Origin of the sequence: Shinella sp. 838 (assembly GCF_029623935.1) — a bacterium.
In the GTDB taxonomy this organism is placed as follows: Bacteria; Pseudomonadota; Alphaproteobacteria; order Rhizobiales; family Rhizobiaceae; genus Shinella.
In genome coordinates this window covers 176,050-192,170 of record NZ_JARSBQ010000005.1, presented here as the reverse complement: position 1 = coordinate 192,170, position 16,121 = coordinate 176,050, and the positions used below count along the sequence as shown (strand labels likewise).

The window sequence follows — 16,121 nt, the reverse complement described above, 5'->3', positions numbered from 1 at the left end:
TTCCGCTCTCAGGCGCTCTTGACCGTCGAGAGGTCGCGGTCGAAGAGTGTCGACCAGGTGAATTGCCGCGCCTGCGACACCTCCCGGGAAACATCGAGCCGCGGCAGAACCGTCTCGCCAAAACGATAGGCTTCCTCGAGCAGGGGCATGCCGGAGAGAATGAAGGTTTCGACGCCGGCTTTCCGGTAGGCCTCCAGCGTCCGGATAACGGTATCGGGCGAGCCGACGATCGCCGTACCCGGTCCCGGCCGGACAAGCCCGATGCCAGCCCAGAGATCCGGAGCGACTTCCAGGTCCCGCAGGTTGGTGGGCTTCAGGCCGCCGTGCATCGCGGTCATGCGCTGCTGGCCGACGGAGTCGCTCCGGCCGACAAAGCGCTGATTGGCTGCAATTGCAGTGTCGTCCATGCGGTCGTAGAGATCCGCAGCAGCCTCCCAGGCCTTGGCATCCGTGTCGCGCACGATCACGTAGAGCCGGATGCCATATTCAAGCTTGCGGCCATAGCGGTCCGCCCTCGCCTTCACCGCGTCGACCTTTTCCTTGATCTGCTCCGGCGTCTCGCCCCACGACAGATACGTGTCGACATGCCTGGCGGCGACGTCGAGTGCCTTGTCGGAGGATCCACCGAACCAGAGCGGTGGCGGCGCGATGGTCTCGCCGACCGGTAACGCCAGCCGAGCACCGTCCGTCTTGAAATACCTGCCCTGGTGCGTGACGGTTTCGCCGGCAAACAGCCGATGCCAGATCTGCAGATATTCATCCGCCATATCGTAGCGCTCGTCATGCGGCATGGTCATGCCATAGGCGCCGAGCATCTTCGCGTCGCCGGAGACGATGTTGATCAACAGCCGCCCGCGCGAGAACTCCTGCAGCGTCGCCGCCATCTTGGCGAGCAGCGTCGGCGCGACGAGGCCGGGATGGATCGCGACGAGGAGTTTCATCCGTTCCGTGGAAGACAGCAGCGCGCTTGCCAGCACCCAGACGTCGTGCGCACCGGTCGCAAACAGCGCACCGGTAAAGCCGAGATGGTCATAGGCCTGGGCGAGCTGCTTGTAATATCCGAGATCGACCTTGCGGGAGCCTTCTGGTTGCCAAGGATAAGCCCCATCCGGAGCGCACATATACCAGAGAACGTTCATCGAAGGCTCCTCAAGCGGACAGGATCGATCGCTTCAATGCGACCCCGGTGGAAAAATGACCGTGCCGGTGAAGGGTGTCGGCCTCGGATTGCTGTTCGGCGATAATCTCCGCGCCCGCCGGACCGACGGAGAAATCCCGAGAGCGAAGGACACGCTCCCAGGCATCCGCATCGCCATCGCTGTTCTCTTCCGCGGCCAGCAGCTCCGCCGCCTTGCGGAGATCCGCCGTCACTTCCCGGCCGACACGATCGAGTTCGTCCGTGATGGTCCGGATCGTTTCGGCCGGCAGCGCGTGCCGTTCAAGCGTCCAGAAGAGGGAGCGGTTTGGAATGGTCCCGCCGCAGCGGACGAGCAGTCGCAGGTCCGGCCTGCCCGAGACCCTTTCGAGGCGTGGCGACATGGCGACCCAGGCATCGACCCGGCCCTCCAGAAGTTCCTCCAGGGAATCGTGGTGGGCGCTCTCGACCCTCGTCACATCTGCCAGGCCGAGCCCCTGGCCTTCCAGGCTGCGCGCCAGCAGATACGTGTGAAAGGAGCCATCGACGAGGGAAACCCGCTTGCCGGCAAGGCCGGCCATGGACTGGATATCGCTGTCCACCCGCACGAAAATCGCGCCATTGGCCGGGCGCGGCGCCGAAGCCGCGATGTACTGCACGCCGAGCCCCAGCGCATCGGCCTCGATCGGCGGTGTCGAGCCCGTGCCGCCAAAATGGATCCTGCCGCTTTCAAGCAAGCGGGCGGTATCGCGCCCTTCGCCATAAGGCACGAATTCCGGGTCAAGTTTCGCGAAGCTGCCCGGCCAGAGCCGGGCGAGCCGCAAATGTAGATTGTTCGGATGGACGCCGATCCGCATTTTCACTCCCGCATGTCAATTCTGCGAGACAATTTACTTTTTTATAGATTGAAAGCGAGGAAGGCTGTCCCGGCCTGCGGGCGTGATCGCAATGCGAATTCTACTAAATCGATAGAATAGGGAATATTTCTGCTTCCGTCGGCGAAGCGCTGTCCCGGCCGTTGAATTTGAGCGAGAGACATTTTACTTTTTTATAGAGCAATAGGGAGTGTGTCCTTGACCAAGCCGGTCTCCAATCGAATTTGCCGCAGCGTCGGCGAGGCCAGCGAGCTCCTGAAACTGGTTGGCAATGCCAATCGCCTCGCGATCATCTGTTATCTCATGGAGACGGAGGCCTCCGTTTCTGCCCTCGAAGAGGAGCTCGGCATCCGCCAGCCAACGCTGTCGCAGCAGCTCGCCGAACTGCGTGAAGCCGGCATCGTCATGGCGCGCAGGGAGGGCAAGGCGATCGTCTATCGTGTCGGCGATCCAAGGGCCGAGGCGATCGTGCATACCCTGCGCCAGCTCTATGCAGGCCTCGACGACGTGACCGGGCGCTTCGCCATGCGGGCGCTGCCGGTCGAGGACAGGATGTTCGACTGACGATGATCGACCTCTACACCTGGATCACTCCGAACGGTCTGAAGGTCTCGATCGCGCTCGAAGAGTTCGGCCTCGACTATCGCCCCCACACGATCGATATCACCCGCGGCGACCAGTTCTCGCCGGAATACCGAAAAATCAATCCCGGTTCGAAGATCCCGGCGATCATCGACCATGACACGGGCGTCACGCTTTCCGATTCAAGCGCGATCCTTCTCTACCTTGCGGAAAAGACCGGCCGCTTGCTGCCGGCGAGCGGCCCCGCCCGGATCGAGGCCGTCGAATGGCTCTTCTGGCAGGCAGGAGGCTTCGGCCCGACACTGGGGCACGCGCATACCTTCCTCACCTACAATCCCGGAAAGGCACCCTTCGCCGAGGCCCTGTTCGCGGGCGAAACACGCCGACTCTACGGCACCCTCGAGGCACGGTTGGCCGGTCGCGAGCATATCGCCGGCGACTATTCGATCGCCGACATCGCGATCTGGCCATGGGTCTCGCGCTTCCAGCGCCACGTGATCGATCTTGGCGACTTTCCCAAGGTACAGCGCTGGTATCTCGCAATGGCAGGCCGCGCACCCGTGAAACGCGGCTACGCGGTCCCGCATGTCACAGGCGAGATACCGTTACCCTGAAAGCGGCAATCAGCTCTGCTGCAAGCCAGTGATCATCGCGATGATCTCGTTCTTGTCGGTCTTCTTCGTCTCGCGGATACCGATCTGCCTGCCGCGGCGCAAAACGCAGATGCGGTCGGAGAGTTTGAAGACCTGGTCGAGGCTGTGGCTGATGATCAGCACGCCGATATTGCGTGTCTTCAGCGAGGCGACGATCTCCTCCACCTTGGCGGTTTCGGCAACGCCGAGCGCGGCGGTCGGTTCGTCGAGCAGGATCAGCTTGCTGGCCCAATGAGTCGCGCGGGCGATAGCGACACCCTGGCGCTGACCGCCGGAGAGGTCACGGATCGTCGCATGCGCGGAGGGGATGCGCACGTCCAGTTCCTTCACCAGCTTTTCCGTCTCGTCAATCATGCGGCGACGGTCGAGCAGACCGAAAGCCCTGGTCGGCTCGCGGCCCAGAAACATGTTCATGTAGACCGTCTGCTGGTCGGCGAGCGCGAGGTCCTGGTAGACGACCTCAATGCCGTGTGCACGCGCCATCGTCGCGTTCGACATGGCGACGGGCTCGCCCTCGATGGCGATCGAACCCGAGGTCGGCGGGTGCACGCCGGAGATGATCTTGATCAGCGTCGACTTGCCGGCACCGTTGTCGCCGACAAGGGCGACGATTTCGCCGGGATGGACATCCAGCGAAAAGTTTTCGATGGCGACGACGCCACCGAAGGTCTTGCGGATGTCCTTCAGCGCCAGGATGGGCTGGCCGGTCGTAGTGGCAGCGTTCGCATTCATGCCCTTTGCTCCCAGATCGGCCAGGCGGCGGTTTCGCCAGCCGTATTCTCGATGGTCTCGACCTTCGGCGCACCGGAGGAGATGCCGGAAACGCCAACGACATAGGCACGGGTGACGAAGGCCTGGCCGCGAAAACCAAAGATAGCGGTGTCACCCGGCTTTGGTGCGCCCGGGCCGGTTGCATCGATCATCGCGTAATAATCGATGGCCGAGGGCGGCGGGATTTCGACGCTGCGCAAGGCATTTGCGGCGACAGTCGGCTCGTCGGAGACGATGGCCTTCACGTCATAGTCCGGGAAGATCGGATCGATGTAGAAGCCGCCGCCGAAGCAATAGGCCTTGCCGCCCGAGAGGTGCGAGACCTCGGTGAGGTAGAGCATGGCGGGCAGCTCCGGCAGGTCTTCCACCACATGCAGGGCCGTCGTGCCGTGCAGGCCGTTGCCGGGTTCGCATTGCGTGGCGCCGGCTTCCGCCAGCGCGGCAAGCAGCACGCTGGAGGTGGTGCCGGGGGCGTTGACCTCGATGTCGCGGCGTCCGGCCTTCGCCAGCGCCTCGGCGGTCTTCGTCAGCGTCGCAAGGTTCGGGGTGGGCAACACCTTGCGGGCCTGATGATCGAAGAGCAGCGCCGGGAATGTCGTGATGCCGGCGAAGCGGCCACCTTCGAGGCCATCAAACATCTCAGCAACGGCGACCACATCGCTGGCGTCGAAGCCGCCCTCATGGCCGCGATAGAAGGTATCGCCTTCCGCGTGGATACGGGCGAGCAGGTTCTGCGTGCGGCCGGCCGCCTTGGCGCCGGCGGCGGCTTCGCGCGCCTTGGCCTCGTTGAAGACCGTCCAGTAATCCGGCTGGAGCACACCGGCGGCGCCGTTCGCCTCATGACGGGCAACCTGCTGGAGATGGCCGAGATGGCCGACCTTCAGGCCCGCCCGGTGGGTCGCCTTGGCGCAGGCCATGTCGACGGCGACGGCGCGATCGATGCCGCCGGCGAGGATCGCCTTGCAAGCCGAGCTCGACCGGCCGAACTGTTTCGTCATGGCGAAGGTTTTCAGGCCGAGCCGCGTTGCCTCGTCCTTGAGGATGCGGGCGTTGCGCTCGATCGCGTCGAGATCGATCACATAGGCATTGGCCGGGATTTTGCCCTCGCGGTGAAGTTTCTGGGCGGCTTCGATGAAACCGGGATTGCGCCGGCGCAGAACGTCGAGAAACATTCAGGTTCTCCTCAGCGGGATTTTTCACGCAGCGACACGGCGACTGCGGCAAGGATGATGAGACCGCGAACGATCATCTGGTCGGAAACGGAAAGGCCCATCAGGATGAGGCCGTTGTTGAGCATGCCCATCATCAGCGAACCGACGAGCGCGCCGATGATCGACCCCTTGCCGCCGTTGAGCAGCGTGCCGCCGACGATGACGGCGGCGATGACCGTCATCAGGTCGGTCTCGCCAAGCGTATACTTCGCAGCCTGGAGACGGCCGGCATAGAGCAGGCCGGCAAGCCCGGCGAGCGCACCTGATATCATCAGCACGGCAAGGCGCATCTTCGGTACGGAAATGCCGGAGACGCTGGCCGCCCGCGCATTGTCGCCGACCGCCAGCACATGGGCGCCGAAGCGGGTCTCGCGGTAGAGGATGTGGCCGAAGGCGACGGCGATGGCCGTCCACCAGATGAGCGAGGGAATGCCCAGGAGCGCGCCGGAGCCGAAGAAGCCGGTGAAGGTCTCGTTGGTGACGGGAATGCTGCGCAGGTCCGTCATCGAGCGCGAGACGCCGGCAAAGAGGCCGAGGGTCGCCAGCGTGACGAGGAAGGACGGCAGCCGCACATAGGCGACCAGCACACCGTTGACGAGACCGATCAGCAGGCCGCAGCCGAGACCGGCGGCGATGCCAGGCACCATGCCGTAACTCTGCATGGTGACGGCCGCGGCGAGCGCCGCGACGGCGACCGTCGAGCCGATGGAAAGGTCGATCTCGCCCGCCGACATGACGAAGACGAGACCGATCGCCATGATCGTCGCCGGCGCCGTCTGCAGCACGATGTTCGAGAGGTTGCGGACCGTCAGGAACCCGCTGTCCTTCAGCACGATGGCGAAGAACAGGAAGATCGCAAGGAAGCCGAAATAGACGACATATTGCTGCAGGTTGACGCGGCCGGCCAGCCCCGCCGCACGGACCGCGGCACCCTGGTTGGTACTGGACATGATTTACCTCCGTGAATGAGAGCCGACCGGGCTTCGCTTATTTCAAGGCGTCGGCAATGGACTGCGGAACGTCCTTGTTCAGCGACGTCTTCCAGCCTTCCTTCACCGTGTCCTTGGTGACCGCCAGGGAATCGACGACGAGGAACGGGGCAGCCTCCTTGCCGAGCATCGCGCCCGCCGCGGACCGGGCCGCCGTGACGCCTATATTGTAGGCCTCGTCGGCAATCAGCGCGGCGACGCTGCCGCCCTTGACCATGTCGAGCGCGGCCGGCTCGTTGAGGTCGAGCGTGACGATCCTGGTGTGGCTGTTGCCGGCCGAACGCAGTGCCGAAAGCACACTCAGCGCCGGCTCGGCCCAGGTGACATAGATGCCGTCGAGATCGGGATGCTGCGTCACCATCGCCTGCGCGATCTCCTCGCTGCGGGCGGGATCGGCCATACCCTGCTCGGCGACGATCTTCATATCAGGGTAATCCTGCTCGATGGTCTTCTTGAAGGCCTGGTCGCGCTGGTTGGTCACGTAGAAATCGGCATCGTGGAAGATGTAGCCGACCTTGCCTTTCTTGCCCAAGGCCTCGGCCATGGCGACGCCGGCCTTGTTGCCCATCTGGAAGAGGTCGTCGGAGACGATCGTCACATAGTCCTTGCCGTGTTCGTAGCCGGCCGGCGAATTGTCGACGAAGGCGAGCTTGACGCCGGCCGCACGGGCCGGGTCATAGACGGAAGCGGCGCTGGCCGGATCGACCGGCAGGGACACGATGATCGACGGCTTCTTCGCCAGCACTGTCTCGACATCCGCTTTCTGGCGCGCGCCGTCGAAGCCGGCATCGGTCTGTGCGACAACCTCGATGCCGAGGCGCTTGAACTCGTCCTGGGCGCCGGCATTGACCGCATTGGTGTATTCGCTCATCTCGTGCCAGACGAGGGCCGCGGTGAATTTTCCGTCCTTGATCTTCTGCTCTTCCTCGGCGGTGAGCGTGACGGTGCTGGCGGCCGTCGGTTTCTCGCCGCGCGGGCCTGTCGTCGCGCCGTCAGCGGCAAAGGCGTGCGCGCCGAAAAGGCCGGTCATCAAAGCGAGCGTGGTTGCGATACGCATGGTTTCCTCCCGTGAAACTGCAACATTGGGGCGATGGGGCTGCGGCGGTTTGGCGCCGCCGCAGTCAGGCGGTCACTTCGCTGCGTCGAGCACCGATTGCGGCGCGTCGCGGTTCAGCGAGTCTTTCCAGCCTTGGGAGACGTTCTCCTTGGTGACGGTGAGCGCCGGGGCGACGACGAAGGCCGGCGTTTCCTGGCCGAGCAGCGATTTCATGCCGGCAGCAGCCATGGCGCGGCCAAGCTCATAGGCCTTGTCGGCGACAAGTGCCGTCACATTGCCGCCCTTGACCATGTCGAGTGCCACCGGCTCGGCGAGATCGAGCGTGACGATCTTCGTCTTCGTGTTGCCCGCGCCACGCAGCGCCGCCAGCACACCGTCCGCGGGCTCGGCCCAGGTGACATAGATGCCGTCGAGATCCGGGTTTTGCAGCAGCATGGCATTGGCAAGTTCCTCGGCGCGCGCCGGGTCGGAAATGCCCTGTTCCGCGACGATCTTGATATCCGGATAATCCTTCTCGATGGTCGACTTGAAAGCCTGGTCGCGCTGATTGGTGACGTAGTAGGTCGCGTCGTGGAAGATGTAGCCGACCGTGCCCTTGCCGCCGATCGACTTGGCGAGCGCATCAGCCGCCTGCTTGCCCATCTGGAAGAGGTCGTCGGTCACGATGGACGCATAATCCGCACCATGTTTGTAGTCCTTCGGCACGTTCGACAGGAAGACCAGCTTGGCACCGTCGGCGACGGCCTGCCGGAAAGCCTCCGCCGACGTGACCGGATCGAGCGGCAGGGCGAGAATGACGTTCGGCTTGGCGGCAAGCGCCGTCTCGATGTCGCTGCGCTGACGCGCGGCATCGAACTGCGCATCGGTCGTCACGGCGATCTCGATGCCGGCGCGCTTGAACTCATCCGTCGCGCCCTGGCCGACCGCATTGGTGAAATCCGACGAGGTGTGCCAGAGGAGCGCCGCCTTGTAGCCCTTGTCCTTCAGCGCCGCGATATCGGCATCTGACAACGCCACGTCGGCGCTGGGCGTCGCCGCCTCGCCGGCCGGGCCGACGGTCTGGGCGATGGCGGTTGCGGCGCTCATGATAAGACCGGCGGCCAATGCCCCGGCCAGCCATTTCGTCATCTGCATGGTCCTGTTCCCTCTTTTGCTTGAGTTGTTCATTCCACCGTTCCGCAGAAGCGCGCCATGAAGGCCGCGAAGCCGACGACTCCCGCGAGGAATTCCTCGATCTCGACATGTTCGTTGTAGGTGTGGCAGTTGCGGATATCGCCGGGCGCGCAGTAGACCGCGGGAATTCCGAGCCGGTTCACGAAGAACGGCGATTCCGACCAGAACGGCGCGCCCGCAATGTTGCCGCGGCCCGCAAGCGCCCCGCTGATCGCCTCCGACAGCATCGCAACCTCCGGCCTATCAGCATCGATCTCCGCCGCCGTACCGCCGAGCGCATGGTCGCGGCCGGCCGGATAGGAAAACGCCACCGTGATTTCGGGATCGTCGATAGCACCGCGCACGGTCGCCTCGATCTCGGCCGCCGCCTGATCGAGCGATTCGCCCGGCAGGAGCTTGCGGATGAGCGAGAGTTCGCATTTCTCCGGCACCGCGATGTAGCCGCCGCCGGCAAGCCCGGTGATCAGCAGAAACGAGCGGCCGACAAGCGCATGCTCGGCCCGGGCGGAAATTTCGTCGGAGTGCTTCCAGAGCGCGCTCATGACACCATGGCTGGCACGCAACGCATCCTTGCCCAGCTCCGGCACACCGAAATAGGCCGAGCGCCCGGTGATCGTAATGTCGGTGATGAAGAAGCCGATTTGTGCGGGATAGACCGCAAGCTGCGTCGGCTCGACATAGACGACGAAATCAGGCCGCTCGATCTCCCCGGTTTCGATCCGCGTGACATAATCCTTGATGCCGGCCGAAACGCCGGTGCCCGGCTGGCCGCTCTCCTCATCGCCGACGAAGGCGAAGGAAACATCGCCGGCAAGTTTAATGCCCGCCGCATCGAGGAGAGCGAGGGCGGCGAGCGAAGACGTGATGCCGGCCTTGAGGTCTCCCGCGCCGCGTCCCCACACAGCGCCGTCGACGATGGCGGCGCCGAAGGGATCCTCGCGCTCCGTGCCGACCCAGTTCTCGCGCCAGCCATCGACATGCACGACATCCGTATGGCCGATAAAAAGCAGGTGCGGGCCACGCCCCGCGCCGACGCGCTTGCCCCAGACATTCGGGCGACCGGGCAGGAAATCCGCCGTCTGCAAGGCCGAAAGGTTCAGCGTGCGCATCGCCTCAGCGAGATAGGCGGCGACATTCGCCTCGTTGCCGGTAATGCTGTCATGCCGGATCGCGCCACGGAACAGGTCGATCGCAGCGTCACGGTCGAGGGCTGCCCGAAGGCGGGCGAAGAGATCGTTCTCTGCCGTCATTCTGCGGCCTCCTGAGGCGAGTCCGTTCCGGCGGGCGGAAGGGAAAGGCTGGCATTCGGTGTCGCCACACCGAACAACGTGTTGTGCAACTGGCTGAGACCGATAGCCGTAGCCCCGACAAGCGCTGCCCGAGCTCCGAGGTCGCTGGAGACGAGATCGACGGGATAGGGGAAACATTGCGGCAGAAAGTGCCGGGCGCGCTCCAGGATTTCGGGGCGCAGGCCGATGGAGCCTCCGAGGATCACGAGCTGCGGATTGGCGATGGCGCAGATGGCGGCGATGCCGCAGGCCACCTGACGGCCGGTTTCGTCGATGGCGGCAACGGCCGCGGCCTCGCCCGCCGCCGCACGTTCGAAGATAGCGGGGACATCGATCTTCCGACCCGCGGCAGCCTCATACCGTTCGATGATGCCGTGGGTGGCGACCGCGCGCTCATAAGCCCCGACGCGCAGGGACTCCGGATCGAAGGGATCGGTGCCGATCGGCAGGAAGCCCATTTCGCCAGCGGCGCTCGCCGCCCCACGCACGAGATGACCGCCAAGGATGAGACCGCTACCAATACCGGTGCCGAGTGCGACATAGGCTAGATTGTCGATGCCCTGCCCCTGCCCCTGCCAGCTTTCGCCGAGCGCCGCGAGATTGACATCGTTCTCCAGAACGACATCGAAGCCGAGCGCCCGCCGGAAAGCCTCCAGCACGTCCATGCTGTCGAAATCGCGGATATTGGGCGCAAGCAGCACGCGGCCGGTCCGGTTGTCGGGTGCGCCCGGAACGCCGACGACGGCAAGCCGCAGCTTCGCCCGCGGCACCGCCGCCTTCGCCGCGGCAGAAAGGGCCATATCGGCAATCTGGCTCACGAGATGGCCGCCGCCGCGCGGATCGGTCGGCGCCGCATCCTCGACCACGATCTGCCCGGCAAGATCCGTAACGGCGACGCGAACCTTCGTGCCGCCGAGATCGACCGCGACAATGAAGGCGGCATCGACCACCAATTCGTAGGTGACGGCCGTGCGACCGACATGCCCGCTGGTCCGGCCGGTTTCGCGGACCCAACCGCCATCCTCAAGGTCCCGGACGATCTCGGAGATCGTCTGTTTCGACAGACCCGTCAGCTTCGCGATGGACGCTCGCGAGATCGGACCGCCCTGAACGATCGCTTCCATGACGGCGCGTTGGGAGAACTGTCGGGAGATACGAGGCGCGTCGGTCATTGCAACCCTATTTAGTTCGTTCTGTCACCGAACTTATTAGAGGGTGACGTACCTGTCAATCCCCATCTCGAGCGTCCGGTGTGTTTAGAGGACGGCATGGCAAGGCCGATGCAGCAGCTGAAAAGCCCGACAAGCCGCACGGAGAAAGGCCCAGAGCAATACGGATTTTACGGCGAACCCAAAGAAGGCCTTGCTGAAAATCAGCCACGGCGCGCAGATCGTGGCGTGGCACCCCAATGAAATGGACGCACACAGCCCATGGATCCTGCCGATCTCTCTCGCCTCCTCGCACTACTGGCACGGGGCTTTCCGGCGATCGTATTCTTCCGCAGGCTACGGACGAACGACAATGGAGCGGCATGGCGCTCTCTGTTGGGCATGGACGGAATGGCCGGTCGGTCGATCGCCGGTGTCTTTGTCAATGACGGACACAGTCCCCGAAGCGCCGACGAAAGCTGTGACGCTGGCCACAATCCTGTTTCTGCTGGGCTGGATTGCGCCCGCCGTCATCGCCCGTCTGCGCTGGGATGTTCCTCCCATATGGTCGGCGCTGGCTTGGGGACACACCTGCGCGGCGCGCGGCATCACGGCTGCAATCTGCCTTTGCGGGAGGCTCATGTTCGCAATGCCCCAAAGCGGCGGCGGCACCGCTCTCCACCCCATCGCCACCGGCCATCACGATCGTCCGGCCGTCGATCTCCGCCACCACGTTAGAAATTTGGATATTTCCGCACGCGTCAGACCTCGTGCAGCACATGTGCGGCCTTCACCGCCGCCGAGGCGCGGTTTTCGACGCCGAGTTTCACATAGATCTGTTCGAGATGTTTCGTTACCGTGCGGGCGCTGAGACCGAGAATCTCGCCGATGTCGCGGTTCGACTTGCCCTTGGCGATCCATAGCAGCACCTCGGATTCGCGCTGCGTCACCCCGAAATGCTGGCGCAGCACCTCGTCCTCGGAGAGTCGGTTCTCGGCCGTCAGGCGGAAGAGATATTCGTCCGCGCCGATCGCGCCGAGGAAGGCGAGTTGCAGGCTCGCCTGGCCCGTCTGGCGGATGGCGAACGTGTTTTCGCGCGCGGTGCCACGGGTCTTCATCCAGGTGTTGATATGGCCGGAGACGGCGTCGAGGCCGTCGTCGCTGCCGGTCGCGGCGTTGACGAGACGCGTCGCCTGCGGCGTCGACCAGCGGATCTTTCCCTCGCCACTGACGGCGAGCAGGTGCCGGCCCGCGGCATCCAGCGCCACCCGAGCGCTCTGGGCGGAGCGGGCGTTGGAAAGGTGCACGCGGATGCGGGCGCGCAGTTCGTCGATGTTGATCGGCTTCGTCAGATAGTCGACGCCGCCGGCCTCCAGCGCCCGCACCACATGCTCGGTCTCGGTAAGGCCGGTCATGAAGACGACGGGCACGGGGCTGACGGCGGGGTTCGCCTTCAGCTTCAGGCAGGTGTCGAACCCGTCGAGGCCGGGCATGACGGCGTCGAGCAGGATGATGTCGGGCGTGATGCGATCGACGATGTTGAGCGCCGCCATGCCCGAAGTGGCGATCAGCACGGAGAAGCCGGATTGTTCCAGCGCCTCCGTCAGGAAGCCGAGCGCTTCGGGGGAATCGTCGACGAGGAGCACGATGTCGCGCGGGGTGGCGGCCTCGGTCACGGGCGGCGTCCTTTCTCCGGGTCCATGGTTTTGAGGAAGGCGTCATAGCCGGCAAGGTCGAACACCTGCACATAGGCGCGCACCGCCTCCGCAAAGGGCTGGTGTTCGGCCACGCGGGCGATTTCGGCCAATTTCGCCTCGATGCCCCTGATATAGCCGATCTCACCGAGCCGGATCAGCTCGTCGACATGGTCCTTTTCGGGGATCACAATGCTGGCCTCCGCCGTCTCCTCCGCCTTCGCCTCGCCGTGATAGGTCCAGGCGAGGCCGAGATGGAGCGCGAGCGTGTCGGTGAGCTGGCGCAGGTCGAAGGGCTTGGCGAGCGTGTCGTTGTGGCCCGTCCGGGAGGCCGAGCCGTCGCCGATATTGGCCGAGAGCATGACGATCGGCGCGGCCTGGCCGCGCGCGCGCAACCGCTCCACCAGCTCCCAGCCGTTCATGCCGGGCATGGAGATGTCGATGAGGAAGAGGTCCGGTTTCAGCCCTTCGACAAGATCAAGGCATTCCGCCCCGCCCTTCGCCGTCAGCACGGTGAAATCGAGCGGCCGCAGCACCTCTTCCATCAGGTTGCGATGATCGGCATTGTCGTCAACGACGAGGATGGTGCGGCGCGCGCCGGCATAGCCCTTGATGTGGCGCACCTTCGGCGCCGTGGGGCGATCGACGGCCGACAGCATCAGCCGTACGCGAAACTCTGTGCCCTTGCCGCGCTCGCTCGTCACCGAAATCTCGCCGCCAAGCGTCTGCGTCAAAAGCCGTGTGATGGTGAGGCCGAGGCCGAGGCCCGGCATACGGCCATGTTCGGCATCGCCGCGCTGGAAGGGTTCGAAGATGCGGGAAAGGTCCCTTTCGAGGATGCCGCGGCCGCTGTCGGCGACGGTGAAGGTGGCGACCTGACTGCGATAGGCGACATCGAGACGGATTTCGCCGGCGTCGGTGAATTTCAGCGCGTTGGAGATGAGGTTGACGAGGATCTGGCGCAGGCGCTTCTCGTCGGTCCGCACATAGGCCGGCAGGTTTTTCGCGCGCTCATGCGTGAAGGCGACGCCCTTCACCTGTGCCTGCGGGCGGAACATTTCAAAAATCTGGTCGAGGAAATCGTGGATGTTGATCTCGTTGGAATAGACTTGCAGCTTGCCCGCCTCGATCTTGGAAATGTCGAGCAGGCCGTCGATGAGGCCGGAGAGGTGGTCGGCGCTGCGCTTGATGACGCGGATCGCCCCCTGGCGCTGCGGCGGAATGCTCTCGTCGCGCTCCAGCACCTGGGCATAGCCGAGCACGGCGTTGAGCGGCGTGCGCAGTTCGTGGCTGAGGCCGACAACATAGCGGCTCTTGGCGCGGTTCGCAGCTTCCGCCGTCTCCTTCGCCCGCTGGAGCGCCGCGTCCGTCTTCTTGTGCGCGGCGATTTCTTTGAGGAGCAGCGTCGTCTGGCGCGAGGATTCCTCCTCCGCCACCACCCGGCTGTCATGCGCCAGCACATAGAACCAGCAGACGACGCCGGCCACGACGGCGAAGACGAAGAAGACCACGGCGACGGTGCGTTCCACCACCGCCGCCGTCTCGGGCGAATGGGTGCCGACCTGGTAGGCGATCATGGCAAGGATGACACCCATCCCCGTGATCGAAAGCGCGGTCGCGATGCCGTAGCGGCCAAGCCGGGTGGCGAGCGCCGATGTCACGGGTTCCGGCAGGATGGTTTTCGCGACGCTAGCCACCTGCGCGTTGAAGCGCGCCTTCGGCTTGCAGAGGTCGTGGCAGCGACTGTCGAGCGAACAGCACAGCGAGCAGATCGGCGCCGCATAGGCAGGGCACCAGGCCATGTCCTCGGGCTCGAAGGGGTGTTCGCAGATCGAGCAGGTGATGGTCTGCCGGAGTGCCCAGCTCCTGCGCGGTTTTCGCGCGAGGTAATATTTGCCGCGCGTTGCCCAGGCGATCAGCGGCGAGGCGACGAAGGCGGCGAGCGCCGCGATATAGGGGGCGAGCGAGGCGGGGATTTCGCCGAACGTGCCGAAATGCGCGATAAGCGCGATGACGGCGGAAAAGCTCATCGCGCCGAGGCCGACCGGGTTGATGTCGTAGAGATGGGCGCGCTTGAATTCAATACCGGGCGGCGAAAGGCCGAGCGGCTTGTTGACGAAGAGATCGGCCGAAATGGTGCAGAGCCAGGCCATGGCGACGATGGAGAAGACGCCCAGCGTTTCCTCCAGCAGCCGGTAGATGCCGAGCTCCATCAGGAGCAGCGCGATCGCCACGTTGAAGACCAGCCAGACGACACGGCCGGGATGGCTGTGCGTCAGGCGCGAGAAGAAGTTCGACCAGGCGAGCGAGCCGGCATAGGCGTTCATCACGTTGATCTTGAGCTGCGAGACCACCACGAAGGCGACCATCAATAGCAGCGCCGCCATGTCCCACGGCAGCATGTAGCCGAAGGCGGTGTAATACATCTGCGCCGGATCGGCCGCGCGCGTCGAGGGCACGCCCGATGACAGCGCCAGAACGACGAGGAAGGAGCCGGCGACCAGTTTTGGCGCGCCGACGATGACCCAGCCCGAGCCGGCGAGGAACACGGCGATGCGGTGGTGCAGCTTCCTCTGCCCGTCCGGCGGCAGGAAGCGCAGGAAGTCGACCTGTTCGCCGATCTGCGCCATCAGCGCGAAGATGACGGCCGAGGCCGCGCCGAATTCCACGAGGTTGAACGGTGCATAGGTGCCGGGCGGGCCGGAGGGGTGGTTGAGGCCCGAATAGGCGAGCCATTCGCCAACCTTCTCGAAATCCGCAAAGGCGATGAAGACGAAAGGCAGGATGTTGAGCACGATCCAGAACGGCTGGGTGACGAGCTGGAAACGCGAGATGAGCTGCACGCCGTGCGTGACCAGCGGGATCACCACGACGGACGAGATGATGTAGCCGATCCACAAGGGGATGCCGAGCGCCAGCTCCAGCGCGCCGGACATGATCGATGCCTCGATGGCAAAGAGGATGAAGGTGAAGCTCGCATAGATCAGCGAGGTCAGCGTCGAGCCGATATAGCCAAAACTCGCGCCGCGCGTCAGAAGGTCGATGTCGACGCCGTGGCGGATGGCGTAGCGGCTGATCGGCAGGCCGACGAGAAGGATCATCAAGCTGGCGACGAGAATGGCGACGAGCGCGTTCGTCGTGCCGTAGGACATGGTGATCGCGCCGCCGATGGCTTCCAGCGCGAGGAAGGAGATGGCGCCGATGGCGGTCTGCGAAATGCGGTCGGACGAAAACCGCCGCGCGCTCTTGGCGGTGAAACGCAGCGCATAGTCTTCCAGCGTCTGGTTGGCGACCCAGCGATTGTATTCGCGGCGGACCGGGATGATGCGCTGGCGTGCGGCCATGTGTTGCTGTCGTTCCCCTTGGTCGTTCGGAGGCCGTGTTCACCCGACCTTCACGCGTGCATTGGGGCGGAGCACGCCCGGCAGCTGACGCTTTCGTAACACACATGCAGCGCCACCGAAATTCCTGCTGCACTGCAAAAGCTTCCCGCTTCTCCCTCCCGTCTACGCAGTATGACGTATGTGCAGCGCAGCATCCCCGC

General features: G+C 64.5%; 13 protein-coding genes. 2 read left to right on the top strand and 11 right to left on the bottom strand.

Annotation, left to right across the window (positions count from 1 at the left end):
- Positions 1 to 8 precede the first annotated feature (8 nt).
- Positions 9 to 1,139, bottom strand: a complete 1,131-nt coding sequence (locus tag P9A16_RS17990; protein ID WP_278025814.1) for an LLM class flavin-dependent oxidoreductase — start codon at positions 1,137 to 1,139, stop codon at positions 9 to 11.
- A 10-nt stretch (positions 1,140 to 1,149) separates the two neighbouring features.
- Positions 1,150 to 1,992: an ABC transporter substrate-binding protein gene (locus P9A16_RS17985; protein WP_278025813.1), complete on the bottom strand. Its 843-nt coding sequence runs from the start codon at positions 1,990 to 1,992 to the stop codon at positions 1,150 to 1,152.
- 216 nt (positions 1,993 to 2,208) lie between these two features.
- Here P9A16_RS17985 and P9A16_RS17980 point away from each other — a divergent pair, with 216 nt between their 5' ends.
- Both P9A16_RS17980 and P9A16_RS17975 read left to right on the top strand, forming a co-directional pair.
- Complete coding sequence (locus P9A16_RS17980; RefSeq protein ID WP_023512576.1) at positions 2,209 to 2,574, top strand: ArsR/SmtB family transcription factor; 366 nt, start codon at positions 2,209 to 2,211, stop codon at positions 2,572 to 2,574.
- A gap of 2 nt (positions 2,575 to 2,576) precedes the next feature.
- Positions 2,577 to 3,206 (top strand): glutathione S-transferase family protein, encoded by a 630-nt coding sequence (locus P9A16_RS17975; protein ID WP_278025812.1) that lies wholly within the window; start codon positions 2,577 to 2,579, stop codon positions 3,204 to 3,206.
- Between the two features lie 9 nt (positions 3,207 to 3,215).
- Here the strand turns inward: P9A16_RS17975 and P9A16_RS17970 are convergent, their stop codons facing one another.
- From P9A16_RS17970 to P9A16_RS17930, 9 genes are all read right to left on the bottom strand, one after another.
- Positions 3,216 to 3,977: an ATP-binding cassette domain-containing protein gene (locus tag P9A16_RS17970; protein ID WP_023512574.1), complete on the bottom strand. Its 762-nt coding sequence runs from the start codon at positions 3,975 to 3,977 to the stop codon at positions 3,216 to 3,218.
- Entirely contained in the window at positions 3,974 to 5,188 is a 1,215-nt protein-coding gene (locus tag P9A16_RS17965; RefSeq protein WP_278025811.1) for an alanine racemase, read from the bottom strand. The genes P9A16_RS17970 and P9A16_RS17965 overlap by 4 nt, the downstream gene beginning before the upstream one ends.
- Before the next feature lie 11 nt (positions 5,189 to 5,199).
- Positions 5,200 to 6,177: an ABC transporter permease gene (locus tag P9A16_RS17960; protein WP_023512572.1), complete on the bottom strand. Its 978-nt coding sequence runs from the start codon at positions 6,175 to 6,177 to the stop codon at positions 5,200 to 5,202.
- Between the two features lie 37 nt (positions 6,178 to 6,214).
- The gene (locus tag P9A16_RS17955) at positions 6,215 to 7,273 is read right to left on the bottom strand and encodes a substrate-binding domain-containing protein (protein ID WP_272790902.1); all 1,059 of its coding nucleotides are present in this window, start codon (positions 7,271 to 7,273) and stop codon (positions 6,215 to 6,217) included.
- A gap of 72 nt (positions 7,274 to 7,345) precedes the next feature.
- Positions 7,346 to 8,407, bottom strand: a complete 1,062-nt coding sequence (locus P9A16_RS17950; RefSeq protein ID WP_278025810.1) for a substrate-binding domain-containing protein — start codon at positions 8,405 to 8,407, stop codon at positions 7,346 to 7,348.
- Positions 8,408 to 8,436: 29 nt separating this feature from the next.
- Entirely contained in the window at positions 8,437 to 9,696 is a 1,260-nt protein-coding gene (locus tag P9A16_RS17945) for a M20 family metallopeptidase (protein WP_278025809.1), read from the bottom strand.
- Positions 9,693 to 10,907, bottom strand: a complete 1,215-nt coding sequence (locus P9A16_RS17940) for an ROK family transcriptional regulator (protein WP_023512568.1) — start codon at positions 10,905 to 10,907, stop codon at positions 9,693 to 9,695. The genes P9A16_RS17945 and P9A16_RS17940 overlap by 4 nt, the downstream gene beginning before the upstream one ends.
- A 737-nt stretch (positions 10,908 to 11,644) precedes the next feature.
- Positions 11,645 to 12,559, bottom strand: coding sequence for a response regulator transcription factor (locus P9A16_RS17935; RefSeq protein ID WP_278025808.1), 915 nt, complete (start codon positions 12,557 to 12,559; stop codon positions 11,645 to 11,647).
- Positions 12,556 to 15,921: a hybrid sensor histidine kinase/response regulator gene (locus P9A16_RS17930; protein ID WP_278025807.1), complete on the bottom strand. Its 3,366-nt coding sequence runs from the start codon at positions 15,919 to 15,921 to the stop codon at positions 12,556 to 12,558. Before P9A16_RS17930 ends, P9A16_RS17935 begins: the two co-directional genes overlap by 4 nt.
- Positions 15,922 to 16,121 lie beyond the last annotated feature (200 nt).

Excerpts from the sequence above, each read along its gene's own strand:
- P9A16_RS17955 (WP_272790902.1), bottom strand. The coding sequence starts at position 7,273 with ATGCGTATCGCAACCACGCTCGCTTTGATGACCGGCCTTTTCGGCGCG.
- P9A16_RS17940 (WP_023512568.1), bottom strand. The coding sequence starts at position 10,907 with ATGACCGACGCGCCTCGTATCTCCCGACAGTTCTCCCAACGCGCCGTC.
- P9A16_RS17950 (WP_278025810.1), bottom strand. The coding sequence starts at position 8,407 with ATGCAGATGACGAAATGGCTGGCCGGGGCATTGGCCGCCGGTCTTATC.
- P9A16_RS17990 (WP_278025814.1), bottom strand. The coding sequence starts at position 1,139 with ATGAACGTTCTCTGGTATATGTGCGCTCCGGATGGGGCTTATCCTTGG.
- P9A16_RS17945 (WP_278025809.1), bottom strand. The coding sequence starts at position 9,696 with ATGACGGCAGAGAACGATCTCTTCGCCCGCCTTCGGGCAGCCCTCGAC.
- P9A16_RS17975 (WP_278025812.1), top strand. The coding sequence starts at position 2,577 with ATGATCGACCTCTACACCTGGATCACTCCGAACGGTCTGAAGGTCTCG.
- P9A16_RS17965 (WP_278025811.1), bottom strand. The coding sequence starts at position 5,188 with ATGTTTCTCGACGTTCTGCGCCGGCGCAATCCCGGTTTCATCGAAGCC.
- P9A16_RS17930 (WP_278025807.1), bottom strand. The coding sequence starts at position 15,921 with ATGGCCGCACGCCAGCGCATCATCCCGGTCCGCCGCGAATACAATCGC.
- P9A16_RS17970 (WP_023512574.1), bottom strand. The coding sequence starts at position 3,977 with ATGAATGCGAACGCTGCCACTACGACCGGCCAGCCCATCCTGGCGCTG.
- P9A16_RS17960 (WP_023512572.1), bottom strand. The coding sequence starts at position 6,177 with ATGTCCAGTACCAACCAGGGTGCCGCGGTCCGTGCGGCGGGGCTGGCC.
- P9A16_RS17985 (WP_278025813.1), bottom strand. The coding sequence starts at position 1,992 with ATGCGGATCGGCGTCCATCCGAACAATCTACATTTGCGGCTCGCCCGG.